Genomic DNA, 12,071 nt, shown 5'->3' with positions numbered 1-12,071 from the left:
TTTATGCAAAAAGTTGAGAAATTTTTTGATAAGGTCGGTGATATAGTCGGCTATATTTGCATGTTTATTATGGCTTTGATGATAATAGATGTTTTTTTTAACGTTGTGGCAAGATATTTTTTCTCTTATGGAAACGTTGCATTTCAGGAGCTTGAGTGGCATTTTTTTGCTGTGATATTTTTGCTTGGCATGAGCTATGCATTAAAAGAAGATGCACACGTTAGAGTTGATATCTTTTATGCTAAATTTTCACCAAAAAATAAAGCTCTTGTAAATATGATAGGAACTGTTATTTTTGTAATCCCATTTGCACTTTTGGTTTCAAATTTATCATTTGAATTTGTGAGTGATGCTTATACTTCAGCTGAAGCTAGTGCAGATCCAGGCGGTCTTACTCACAGATGGATCATAAAAGCACTTATTCCTTTTTCTTTTTATCTACTTGTATTTTTTGCGATTGGCTTTTTTATAAGAAATTTTAATCTTTACAAAAAAGCTAAAAAGGGGGAATAATGGCTGGTTTGATAATGTTTATAGCTGCGCTTTTAATGCTAGGTATTGGCTTTCCAGTAGCCTTTACCTTTGGTGCGGTTTCTATGATATTTGGCATGATTGGTAGTATTGTTGAGAGCATTGGAGACGGAGACGGACTACTTGGAAGTATTGAAGTTTTCAAAGATATGTTTAACTTCATGCCTTATAGAATTTTCTCTATCATGGAGAGTAGAATTTTTATAGCAGTTCCACTTTTTGTCTTTATGGGCGTTGTTCTTCAAAAGTCAAAACTAGCTGAGAGGTTACTTGAGAGCATGGGTATGCTTTTTGGGGAAATTCGCGGAGGTATTGCTATTAGCACTATCTTGGTTGGAGCACTTCTTGCAGCTTCAACTGGTGTTGTTGGTGCAAGTGTCGTTGCAATGGGTGTTATAAGCTTGCCTGTTATGTTAAAGTATAAATACGACCAAGCGCTAGGTTGTGGCACTATATGTGCCGCTGGTACGCTTGGGCAGATCATTCCACCTTCTATCGTGTTGATTATTTTGGGTGATATATTTTCAGTGCCAGTTGGTGAGCTTTTTCATCAAGCCATCATCCCAGGACTCACGCTAGTAGCAGTTTATATCATTTATATTTTGATTGTTGCTTATTTGAAACCAGATACTGCACCGGTAGTAAAAGATGAGAGCGGTGTTAGTAAATTTAAGCAGATCATGAGAGCACTAATTGCTATCTTTCCACCGCTTTTACTTGTTATTTGTGTATTGGGTTCTATATTTGCAGGTATCGCTACACCAACTGAAAGTTCAGCTTTTGGCTGCGTTGGAGCCATTATTTTAGCTATTTTTTATAGGACATTTTCATCTTCTATGATAAAAGAGGCATTGGCAGAAAGCGTAAAAACCACAGCACTTGTCTTTGCTATACTTGTTGGTGCGACAGCCTTTTCTATGGTATTTAGTTACACTGGTGGCGATGAGATTGTTGAAAAATTTATGACAAATTTGCCAGGCGAGAAGTGGGGCTTTATCATTTTTAGTATGGTTGTCATCTTTGTGCTTGGCTTTTTTATCGACTTTGTTGAGATTTCATACATTGTGCTTCCTATCTTGGTACCAATAGCCGCAAAGCTTGGTATAAATCCAATTTATCTAGCAATCTTAGTTGCGATGAATTTGCAAACTTCATTCCTAACGCCGCCATTTGGTTTTAGCTTATTTTTCCTAAGATCAGTCGCACCAGCTGAGATAAAAACGACTGCTATTTATAAAGGCGTTGTGCCTTATATTTTTATTCAACTTGCTGTACTTGTATTTTTCTGCGTCTTTCTAATGGAATTAAAGCCAATGCTTGATGCGAGCCACGGCGGATTATTAAACTTCTTACTCTCACTTTTTAAATGATATAAAAGTTTTTGGTTGTAAAATACCAAAAAACAAGCAAAATGGCTAATTTGAGTTTCTTACCAATTTAGCCATTTTCTATGAACTCTTTAAATAAATTTATAAAATTAATGAGGTGGGTGATGGCGAAGAAATTTATCGATGTTATGGATACGACCTTTAGAGATGGCTTTCAGTCAGTTTATGGCGCTAGAGTGCTTATGAATGATTTTTTGCCTGCGCTTGAAGCGGCCAAAGAGGCCGGCATAGAGCATTTTGAATTTGGTGGCGGAGCGAGATTTCAAAGCCTTTATTTTTACCTAAATGAAGACGCTTTTGCGATGATGGATAAATTTAGAAGTATCGTAGGACCAAAAGCAAATCTTCAAACCCTAAGCAGGGGCGTAAATACCGTCACACTTGATACTGGTAGTCGTGAGCTAATCGACCTTCACGCAAAGCTTTTCAAAAAACACGGAACCACCACCATTAGAAATTTTGACGCACTAAATGACGTTGAAAATTTAAAATATTCAGGCGAGAGGATTGCTCATCACGGGCTAAAACACGAAGTAGTCGTTACGATGATGGATCTGCCTAGTGGCTGTGTGGGAGCACATGATGTTAAATTTTATGAAAAAATTTTAAGAGAAATTTTAGACGCAAATATCCCTTATCATAGCGTTTGCTTTAAAGATGCAAGTGGCACAAGTAGCCCACAAAAGGTCTATGAAACCATAAAAATGGCTAGAAAGCTACTTCCAGAAAAAACTCATATCAGACTTCACACACATGAAACCGCAGGCGTAAGTGTGGCTTGCTATCTTGCAGCGCTTGAGGCTGGCGTTGATGGCATAGATCTAGCCGCAAGCCCAGTAAGTGGCGGTACAAGCCAGCCAGATATCTTAACTATGCTTCACGCAGTAAAAGGCAAAAACTACGATCTTGGCGGACTTGACGTGGAGAAAATTTTAAAATATGAAAGCGTTTTGAATGATTGCTTAAAAGAGTATTTCTTGCCACCTGAGGCCGTACAAGTAAGCCCACTCATACCATTTTCACCGATGCCTGGTGGTGCGCTCACTGCAAATACCCAGATGATGAGAGATAACAACATCTTAGATAAATTTCCAGAGGTTATCCTTGCGATGCGTGAAGTGGTGCAAAAGGGTGGATACGGTACTTCAGTAACCCCTGTTAGCCAGTTTTACTTCCAACAAGCGTTTAATAATGTAATGTTTGGCAAGTGGAAGAAGATCGCTGAGGGATACGGTAAAATGGTGCTTGGCTACTTTGGCAAGACACCAGTTACGCCTGATAAAGAGATCATCAAGCTTGCAAGCGAGCAACTAGGCTTAAAACCAACTACAAAACACGCTGTTGATATAGCTGATAAAGATGAGAGCAAGTCACTTGCGCACGTAAAAGAAATTCTAAAGCAAAACAATATAAAAACTACCGAAGAAAATATATTTATAGCAGCTGCTTGTAAAGAAAAAGGCATCGCATTTTTAAAAGGCGAAGCCAAAGTAAATGTAAGAAAGATCGATCCAAACGCTAAGGCAAACGAGGGAAGACAAACTCAAAGTGGCAGATATAGCGTTGTAGTAAATGGTAGCCGCTACAATGTCGAAGTAAGCGAAGGCTTTAATGATAGCATCCAAGTAAAATCAATCACTGAAGTTGAAGGCAAGAGCGTAAAAAATACCAAAAGTGCAGTAGCAGGCGCAACTGAAAATGATATCGTTGCAAGCTTGCCGGGCGCTGTGCATAAAATTTTAGTAAGCGCAGGAGACCATGTCAAAAAAGGGCAAGCTGTAGTCGTGCTTGAAGCAATGAAGATGGAGATAGAGGTCAAAGCTCCAAAAGATGGTGTGATAGGCTCTATTGAAGTTAGCAAAGGTCAAAGCGTCGCAAACAATCAAGTGGTGGCTAAATTTAAATAAATTTGCCCATTTTAAAAAGAGAGTGTTAAGCGAAATTTGATTAACATTTTGATGACTTTTAGGTCAGAATTTATAAAAAATGAAAATTTTAAAAGGAAATAACATGATAAACAAACTAGACGAACTAGGTCTAAAAGAGATCAAAAAGATAAATCACAATCTAAGCTACGACGAGCTTTTTGAGCTTGAAAAGGCAAACAACGAAGGCAGGGTTTCAAGCAACGGCACATTTATGGTTGATACGGGAATTTTTACTGGAAGAAGCCCAAAAGATAAGTATTTCGTCAAGCAAGATCCAAGCCAAAAATACATCGCTTGGGGTAAGATAAATCAGCCTATCACAAAAGAGCTTTTTGACAAGCTTCTTAAAAAAGCAAAAGAGCAGCTAAGTGGCAAGGAAATTTTTATCCAAGACGCATTTTGTGGAGCTAGCAAAAAGAGCCAAAAATCAGTTCGCTTTGTCACCGAAGTAGCGTGGCAAGCGCACTTTGTAAAAAATATGTTTATCCGCCCAAGTGAAGCGGAGCTAGCTAAATTTGAGCCTGATTTTGTAGTATATAACGCTTGTAAGACAAAAAATGAGGACTATAAGGCTGATGGGCTACATTCAGATGTCTTTGTTATCTTTAATGTCGAGGAAAATGTCGCTGTGATCGGTGGCACATGGTATGGTGGTGAGATGAAAAAAGGCATTTTTTCTATGATGAACTACTGGTTGCCACTTGAAGGTAAACTAAGTATGCACTGCTCTGCAAACGTAGGCGAGAAGGGCGACACGGCGCTATTTTTTGGCCTATCAGGTACTGGCAAAACGACACTTTCAACCGATCCAAAACGTAAGCTAATAGGTGATGATGAGCACGGCTGGGACGATGATGGCGTGTTTAATTTTGAGGGCGGCTGCTACGCAAAATGTATCAACCTTGATCCAAGCAGTGAGCCAGAAATTTACGCAGCGATTAGGCGTGATGCGCTACTTGAAAACGTCGTGGCTGACGAAAAGGGTGTGGTTGATTACAAAGATGGCTCAAAGACTGAAAACACACGCGTGAGCTATCCGATCTATCACATCGACAATTACGAGCCAAGCTCAAGCGCTGGACATCCAAAAAATATCATCTTTTTAAGTGCTGACGCTTTTGGCGTGCTTCCCCCAGTTGCAAAGCTGACAAAAGAACAGGCGATGTATTATTTTTTAAGTGGCTATACAGCAAAAGTTGCTGGTACAGAACGCGGTATCACTGAGCCAGTAGCTACTTTTAGCGCTTGCTTTGGCGAGCCATTTATGCCACTTCATCCAACCGTCTATGCAAAACTACTTGGCGAGAAGATCGATAAGCATGGCGTTAATGTCTATCTTGTAAATACAGGCTGGAGCGGTGGTGCTTACGGCGTTGGCAAGCGTATGAGCATAAAAGCAACTCGTGCTTGCATAAATGCGATCCTTGATGGCAGCATCACAAAATGCGAATTTGAAAATTTTGATAAATTTAACTTTGCTATACCAAAAGAGCTTGATGGTGTCGAGACAAAACTGCTAAATCCTATAAACACATGGATGCATCCGGCTGAGTATAACGCTTCACGTGATAAACTCGCTAAAATGTTTGTTGAAAATTTCAAGCGTTATGAAGATGTAAAAGAGGGCGTTGAGTACGCTAAAGCTGGTCCAAAAGCTTAATTTGTATAGCCTTGCAAAGCTTCTTGCAAGGCTAGTCTTTTTGGTTGATATTTTTGATATGACTAAATTTAAAGTATCTCTCTTCTAAATTCCAATCTCAAGTGTTACATTTGTAAATTTATTCTAGTAAGTAACAAAATATTAGATATTGCCAAATATATTAGTTACTAATAAAATTTTCTTATTACACTTAGCTCCTAGTTTTTCTTTTTGTGCTTGAACCAGTTATCAAATATTGTTTATTGCGATGCTGTTTTTAAAAATTTTTATAGGTTTGAGGAGGAGATATGTCACATTAAATTTAGAATAAAAAATAATAAGGGCAAAGTTGCCCTTATAGTTATAAAGTTATATTATGAGTGGAAGTGAAATTCCTCTGGATGATCTAGTGCGTATCTAAATTTATCCATATCGACTTTTTTATCCCAGATAGACACGATCATGCAGCCAACAGCGTTACCGCAGAGATTGCCAACAGCACGCATTTCTGACATAAATTTATCAACGCCAAGTAGCACAGCCACGGTGACGACTGGTATGCCAGTGCTTGGAAGTGCGCTTAGTGTTCCAGCAAGGACGACAAAGCCTGATCCTGTCACGCCAACAGCGCCTTTGCTTGTGATCATTAGTACGATTAGTATACTTATTAGATGCTCAAAGCTTAGCGGGATGTTGAAAGCTTGAGCTAGGAAAATAACGCTTAAGCTCAGATAGATGTTGGTGCAGTCAAGGTTAAATGAGTAGCCAGTTGGAATGATAAGACCAACAGCACCTCTATTCATACCAGCTGATTCTAGCTTTTGCATAAGTGGCGCAAGAGCTGTTTCGCTCGAGCTTGTCGCAAAGACTACCAATACCTCTTTTGAAATAAAACGCATAAATTTAAAGACATTGATTTTCGCAAAATAGCAGATAACGCCAAGCACCACAAAGATAAAAAAGCAACTTGCAAGTGCCATAACGACCAAAAGCTCCATCATGCCAAGAAGCGTTCCGATACCAAATTTGCCGATCAAGTAAGCCATCGCTGAAAATGCTGCCACTGGGCTAAATAGCATAAGCCAAGTAAGTAGCTTTAAGACGTAGTGCTGGATAAATTCAAGCGGTTTTAGACAAGCTTGCTTTTTATCATGAGCAAGTAGCGAAAGCACGATAGCTACGACTATCGCCATGAAAAGGACTTGAAGTGTGTTTGACTTTATAAATGGATCAAGTATGTGCACATAAGGGAAGATATCATCTACTGGCACAGCGCCTCTTAAAAGATGAAGTGTGTGTGCTAAAAAGCCGCTATTTGCGTCCATATTTCCAGCTTGAGATGTAAATTTAGCCACACTTGAGGCGTCAAGCTGAGTGTAGTCAAGGTTCATGCCGTGTCCTGGACGAAGCGTCTCACCAAAGATGATACCAACAGCAAGCGCAAGTGTGCTAACTATCTCAAAGTAGATAAATGCCTTTAATCCAATAGATCCAAGATCTTTTAAACTCTCAAGCCCAACGATGCCTGAAACGATTGTTAAAAAGATGATAGGGCCGATTAAAATTTTAAGAGCTTTTATAAAGTAATCAATGCCTGGCTTGCTTGCTATACCAAGCTCAGGTGCGACCATGCCAACGATAACACCACCAACAATACCGATCACAACCCAAAAGGCAAGATTGGTAAATAATCTTACAGCAAGATTTCCTTGCTTTTTAGTATTATTCATAAATTTCCCCTTTATAGGCTTTCTCTAATCTTAGCAGAGATGATCTTATCGCCTTGTCTTATAGCGTCAAGCACCTTTAGGCTCTCTTCGTCAACGCATTTTCCAAAGACTGTATGCACGCCATCAAGATGAGGTTGCTTGCTATGACAGATGAAAAACTGTGATCCGCCAGTATCGCGACCTGCATGAGCCATGCTAAGGCTACCGCGCTCGTGCTTTACCCCTTGCTTATCGCATTCACACTTTATCCTCCAGCTAGGACCGCCTGTACCCGTGCCATTTGGGCAGCCGCCTTGGATGACAAAATTTGGTATAACTCTGTGAAAATTTAGTCCATTATAAAAGCCTGATTTTATCAAATGGATAAAATTTGCGACAGTTTGTGGAGCTTCTTCTGCAAAAAGTTCAAGTCTGATCTCGCCTTTGTCTGTCTCTAAAACTGCAAATTTATCTTTTTTAAGCTCGTCTAAATTTATATCATAAACTTTTAATTCATCAAAACGCATGTATTTCCTTTTTATTCGATATTTGTATAAACTGCTTGAACGTCATCATCGTCTTCTAACTTATCAAGAAGTCTCTCAACCTCAAGCATTTGCTCTTCGCTTAGATTCACGGTTTGATTTGGTAAGTATTGAAGTGAAGCTTTTTTAACCACTAAATTTAGCTTTTCGATACCTTCATGAAGTGTGCCAAAATTTGCATAATCGCCATAAACAAATAGCGTCTCATCGTCAGCCTCGATATCACTTAGTCCATAATCAATCAGCTCAAGTTCGATCTCTTCGATGTCTGCGCTTGGCTTTTCAAGCTCAAAAACGCTCTTTCTTGTAAACATAAAGCTAAGGCTACCACTTGGCAAAATTTCTCCGCCATTTTTGCTAAATATCGCTTTAACATTGGCAACTGTTCTAGTTGGATTGTCAGTCGCACACTCAACGATGATCTGCACGCCGTGAGCTGCTTTGCCGTCATAAAAAATAGTCTTGATATCGGCGCTATCTTTGCCATTTGCTCTTTTTATAGCTGCATCGATGTTATCTTTTGGCATATTTTCAGCTTTTGCCGCTGCGATAGCTGCGCGAAGTTTAGGGTTCATATCTGGATCACATCCACCATCTTTTGCAGCTACTGTTATAGCTTTTGCAAGTTTTGGAAATACCTTGCTCATCTTATCCCATCTAGCTTCTTTTGCCGCTCTTCGGTACTCAAATGCTCGTCCCATAAATATCCTTAAATAAATTTTTTACGGATTATAACTAAAAAAATTTTATACTTTTTTAAAACATTTTTAGTTTGCCTATTGCGGGTTATTAATTTGTAAATCGCAGGTTGATATTTGGTAAAAATTTAAGCTAGAGTTTTATAATGACGCACATGATACAAAATGCTCAAAAACAAGATGCAAAAAGCTGCATAAAGCTACTAAATCTAGCAATGGAAGATATCGCCTACAAGCTAAGTGGCTACGATGATCCCATTAAAAGTGATGAAATTTTAGAAATTTTTTTCAAAAGTGAGACAAATAGACTTAGCTATAAAAATGTCTTTGTTTATAAAAACAACGAGGAAATTATTGCAGCGATGTGTGCTTACTTTGGTGGCGACGCGGAGCAGCTTGATAGAGAAATTTCACAGCATTTAATGGCTCTTGGCAAAGATGACAAGGTAGAAAAAGAGTGTTTTGACGATGAGTTTTATATAGATAGTATCGCTGTTGATGAAAATTTTAGAGGCCAAGGGCTTGCAAAAGAGCTCATAAGGCATTCATTTGTCAAGGCAAAAGAGCTAGGGCATAAAAAGGTTTCATTAATAGTAGATACAAACAAGCCAAAAGTTCGTAAATTTTACGAGAGTTTGGGTTTTAAATTTAATGTCAAAAAAATTGTAAATTTACATGAATACGATCATATGATAAAGGAGATAATATGAAAACATTTGAAGCAAACAATATCCACTGCCAAAACTGTGCAAATACAATAAAAAACGCACTTGAAGATGACTTTGGCAAGATAGAAGTTGATCTTAGCAAAGAGCCAAGACAAGTTAGTCTTGATATAAAAGATAGCGATGTTGAGAAATTTAAGTCTGAAATGGCTGATTTGGGATTTGACATAATAAAAGAGCTCTGATATGTCTTTAAAAGTCAAACTAAATATAGCGGGAATGAGCTGCGTAAACTGCTCAAATGCTATCGAAAAGGTTTCTAAAAAGATAGATGGAGTACTTGAAGCAAATGTAAATTTTGCAAACGCAAGCGGCGAGTTTGTTCTAAAAGACGCTAGTGTACGTGAAATTTTAGAGCAAAAGATAAAGAAACTTGGCTACTTTGTAGCAACTGATATTGATGAGTTTGAAGCAAAAAGAGACGAGCATATAACTTCTATAAGAAATAAATTTATATTTGCATTTATCGCAAGTATCGTAATAATGGCACTTGAGATGTTCGCACCTTACAGCATGCTAGTAAATTTAGCTATGCTAGCTTTGGCATTTTTAGTTCTTATCTTTAGTGGCAAAGGCTTTTTTACTCATGCCTACGAAGCGGTAAAAAATAGAAATTACGATATGAATGTGCTTGTCGCTCTTGGAAGTGGTAGTGCGTTTTTATACTCGCTTTTTGTGGTGCTTTTTGAAAAATTTTTACCAAATGATCTAAAAAATATCTATGTCTCAGGCGTAGCGATGATAATAGCTTTTGTGCTTCTTGGCAAGTATCTTGAAGAGCGTTCGAAGGCAAAAGCAGGGGATTATCTAAAGAGACTACTTAAAATTTCTCCAAAAACTGCATTTTTACTTATGCCAGATGGAAGAAGCAAAGAAGTACCAGTAAATGAGCTAAAAATAGGAGATATCGTCGTTGTAAAGAATGGCTACAATGTTCCATGTGACGGTGTGATAGTCCAAGGCGGAGCTGAAATCGATGCTTCGATGCTAACAGGCGAGAGCCTGCCAGTTTATAAAGAGGTGGGCGATAATGTATTTGCAGGCACGCTAAATACAAATGGCTACATAAGCGTCAAGATGACAAAAAGCTCGTTTGAAAGCTTGTTGTCTCAAATTTTAAGCTTACTAAATGACGCTAGTACGAAAAAAATGCCAATAGGCAGGCTCGCTGATAAGATAGCAAATATCTTTGTGCCAAGCGTGGTGGCAATATCAGTGCTCACGTTTTTGGCTTGGATCATTTTTGATGGAAATTTTGCTTATGCGATCTCTTGTGCGATTTGTGTTCTTATCATATCATGCCCATGCGCTCTTGGACTTGCTACGCCAATAGCAATCGTAAGCTCGCTTGCACGTGGTGCAAAAGCTGGAATTTTAGTAAAAAATCCAGAAGTTTTAGAGCTAATAAAAGATGCTAAATTTGTAGCATTTGACAAAACTGGCACACTTAGTAAAGGGCAAATTAGCGTCAAAAGCTCAAATTTAAGCGAGCAAGATTTAGCACTTATCGCTTCTGCTGAAAATTTAAGTGAGCATCTCATCTCAAAAGCTATCGTTAGATATGCAAAGCAAAAATGTATAGATTTACAAAAGCTAAATGGCAAATTCCAAAATGTCGTCGGGCAAGGCATCGTCTATGAAGATGAGAATAATCAGATAATAATCGGAAACGAAAAGCTGCTTTTGGCAAATGAAGTTAGTTTAAATTTAGACGAAAGTAACGCTGTAAAAGATGCTACAAACGATGGAAGTGGCGTCATACTTTGTGCTATAAATAAAAAATTTGTTGGTTTTTTAACGCTTAGTGATGAGCTAAAAGACGAAGCAAGTGATGTTATAAATGAGCTTACACATCTAAATTTACAAAGTGTGATCCTTTCAGGCGATGATGAGAAGGTGGTTGTAAGTATCGCCAAGAAGCTAAATGTAAGCAAATATCACGCAAATATGTTGCCTGAAGATAAATTTAATGAGATAAAAGAGCTTGCAAGCCACGGTGGCGTTATCTTTGTTGGAGATGGCGTAAATGATTCACCATCACTTAAAGAAGCAAGTGTTGGCATCGCTATGAACTCAGGCTCAGATATAGCAAAAGGTGCTGGAGATATCGTGCTTGTTAAAAATGATTTGCGTGGCGTGACCGGGCTAGTTAGACTGGCAAATGCTACTATGGCAAACATAAAAGAAAATTTATTTTGGGCATTTATGTATAACGCGATTTGTATTCCAGTGGCTGCTGGCGTGCTTTACCAGGTCTTTGGGCTACTTTTAAGCCCAGTTTATGGCTCAATGGCAATGTGTCTTAGCTCTGTTACTGTCGTTTTAAATGCACTTAGACTTAGATATCTACGACTTAAGGATTAAAATTTGAAACTTGGAGAACTTTATAGTGTTGTAGCGGCTGCGCTTGCTGCAAATTTTAGTGGCATTTTAGACGTTTCATCTTTTATGCGTATCAAAAAGACAAATACGTGGATAACGCAGACTAATAGCGAAGCAAATAAAAAAGGTAACGAGCTTTATGCCAAATTTATCAAAGATGAAAGTAGTGCTGCTTTATGTGACGATTTTGTCATTTTAAAGTCAAAATTTGAGGCAAGCTACTATTTTTCTTCTGCAAAAGATGATCTAGTTCAATTTTATAAGGCTATAAATTTTCAGCCAAAAATGGGCGAGGTTGATAGTATCTCAAATCAGCTAATTTTAATAGCAAATATTTTAAAAAGTGAAGCATCTAAGGAGTCTATGAGACTTCTTGCAGCTTTTAGTATCTCATTTTTCTTACCTTATGCTAAACAGCTTTCAAAAGATATCCAAAAAGACGCGACTAGCAATTTTTATAAATCAATGGGATATTTTTTAGAGGATTTTTGCTTAGTTCTAGAAATTATTATTGGTAAGGCTTAGT

The 12,071-nt window shown here is 38.1% G+C and carries 11 protein-coding genes; 8 read left to right on the top strand and 3 right to left on the bottom strand.

Going from position 1 to position 12,071, the window contains the following annotated elements; translation table 11 throughout:
- Positions 1–3 precede the first annotated feature (3 nt).
- From A3223_RS03010 to pckA, 4 genes are all read left to right on the top strand, one after another.
- Positions 4–513 (top strand): TRAP transporter small permease subunit, encoded by a 510-nt coding sequence (locus A3223_RS03010; RefSeq protein ID WP_021090735.1) that lies wholly within the window; start codon positions 4–6, stop codon positions 511–513.
- Positions 513–1,901 carry a TRAP transporter large permease gene (locus A3223_RS03005; protein ID WP_084108731.1) on the top strand — a complete coding sequence of 463 codons (1,389 nt, stop codon included), beginning with the start codon at positions 513–515 and terminating at the stop codon, positions 1,899–1,901. Before A3223_RS03010 ends, A3223_RS03005 begins: the two co-directional genes overlap by 1 nt.
- Positions 1,902–2,023: 122 nt before the next feature.
- The gene (locus A3223_RS03000; protein WP_084108728.1) at positions 2,024–3,826 is read left to right on the top strand and encodes a biotin/lipoyl-containing protein; all 1,803 of its coding nucleotides are present in this window, start codon (positions 2,024–2,026) and stop codon (positions 3,824–3,826) included.
- Between the two features lie 106 nt (positions 3,827–3,932).
- Positions 3,933–5,507 carry a phosphoenolpyruvate carboxykinase (ATP) gene (pckA, locus tag A3223_RS02995; protein ID WP_180378694.1) on the top strand — a complete coding sequence of 525 codons (1,575 nt, stop codon included), beginning with the start codon at positions 3,933–3,935 and terminating at the stop codon, positions 5,505–5,507.
- Between the two features lie 353 nt (positions 5,508–5,860).
- Here pckA and A3223_RS02990 read toward each other — a convergent pair whose 3' ends face one another.
- Genes A3223_RS02990 through A3223_RS02980 form a run of 3 tightly spaced genes read right to left on the bottom strand, consistent with a single transcriptional unit; the run spans position 5,861 to position 8,441 of the window.
- The gene (locus A3223_RS02990; protein WP_084108722.1) at positions 5,861–7,216 is read right to left on the bottom strand and encodes a cation:dicarboxylate symporter family transporter; all 1,356 of its coding nucleotides are present in this window, start codon (positions 7,214–7,216) and stop codon (positions 5,861–5,863) included.
- Positions 7,217–7,227: 11 nt separating this feature from the next.
- On the bottom strand, positions 7,228–7,722 hold the full coding sequence (locus A3223_RS02985; protein ID WP_084108719.1) for a peptidylprolyl isomerase: 495 nt from the start codon (positions 7,720–7,722) through the stop codon (positions 7,228–7,230).
- A gap of 11 nt (positions 7,723–7,733) precedes the next feature.
- Entirely contained in the window at positions 7,734–8,441 is a 708-nt protein-coding gene (locus A3223_RS02980; RefSeq protein WP_021090734.1) for a YebC/PmpR family DNA-binding transcriptional regulator, read from the bottom strand.
- 152 nt (positions 8,442–8,593) lie between these two features.
- Here A3223_RS02980 and A3223_RS02975 point away from each other — a divergent pair, with 152 nt between their 5' ends.
- Genes A3223_RS02975 through A3223_RS02960 form a run of 4 tightly spaced genes read left to right on the top strand, consistent with a single transcriptional unit; the run spans position 8,594 to position 12,070 of the window.
- A complete protein-coding gene (locus A3223_RS02975; protein WP_084109275.1) occupies positions 8,594–9,148 on the top strand; it encodes a GNAT family N-acetyltransferase in 555 nt (184 codons plus the stop codon).
- Positions 9,145–9,348 carry a heavy-metal-associated domain-containing protein gene (locus tag A3223_RS02970; protein ID WP_084108716.1) on the top strand — a complete coding sequence of 68 codons (204 nt, stop codon included), beginning with the start codon at positions 9,145–9,147 and terminating at the stop codon, positions 9,346–9,348. The genes A3223_RS02975 and A3223_RS02970 overlap by 4 nt, the downstream gene beginning before the upstream one ends.
- Before the next feature lies 1 nt (position 9,349).
- Positions 9,350–11,527, top strand: a complete 2,178-nt coding sequence (locus A3223_RS02965; RefSeq protein WP_084108713.1) for a heavy metal translocating P-type ATPase — start codon at positions 9,350–9,352, stop codon at positions 11,525–11,527.
- A gap of 3 nt (positions 11,528–11,530) precedes the next feature.
- Positions 11,531–12,070 (top strand): oxidoreductase, encoded by a 540-nt coding sequence (locus tag A3223_RS02960; protein WP_084108710.1) that lies wholly within the window; start codon positions 11,531–11,533, stop codon positions 12,068–12,070.
- Position 12,071: the final 1 nt, after the last annotated feature.

It is taken from the genome of Campylobacter concisus (genome assembly GCF_002092855.1).
Classification (GTDB): Bacteria; Campylobacterota; Campylobacteria; order Campylobacterales; family Campylobacteraceae; genus Campylobacter_A; species Campylobacter_A concisus_AI.
Note: the sequence above shows the minus strand (reverse complement) of the source record. Positions and strands in the feature narration are given on the sequence as shown.

Bases quoted from the DNA above. Each gene is read 5' to 3' on its own strand.
- A3223_RS03010 (WP_021090735.1), top strand. From the start codon at position 4: ATGCAAAAAGTTGAGAAATTTTTTGATAAGGTCGGTGATATAGTCGGC.
- A3223_RS03005 (WP_084108731.1), top strand. From the start codon at position 513: ATGGCTGGTTTGATAATGTTTATAGCTGCGCTTTTAATGCTAGGTATT.
- A3223_RS03000 (WP_084108728.1), top strand. From the start codon at position 2,024: ATGGCGAAGAAATTTATCGATGTTATGGATACGACCTTTAGAGATGGC.
- A3223_RS02990 (WP_084108722.1), bottom strand. From the start codon at position 7,216: ATGAATAATACTAAAAAGCAAGGAAATCTTGCTGTAAGATTATTTACC.
- A3223_RS02985 (WP_084108719.1), bottom strand. From the start codon at position 7,722: ATGCGTTTTGATGAATTAAAAGTTTATGATATAAATTTAGACGAGCTT.
- A3223_RS02980 (WP_021090734.1), bottom strand. From the start codon at position 8,441: ATGGGACGAGCATTTGAGTACCGAAGAGCGGCAAAAGAAGCTAGATGG.
- A3223_RS02975 (WP_084109275.1), top strand. From the start codon at position 8,594: ATGATACAAAATGCTCAAAAACAAGATGCAAAAAGCTGCATAAAGCTA.
- A3223_RS02970 (WP_084108716.1), top strand. From the start codon at position 9,145: ATGAAAACATTTGAAGCAAACAATATCCACTGCCAAAACTGTGCAAAT.
- A3223_RS02965 (WP_084108713.1), top strand. From the start codon at position 9,350: ATGTCTTTAAAAGTCAAACTAAATATAGCGGGAATGAGCTGCGTAAAC.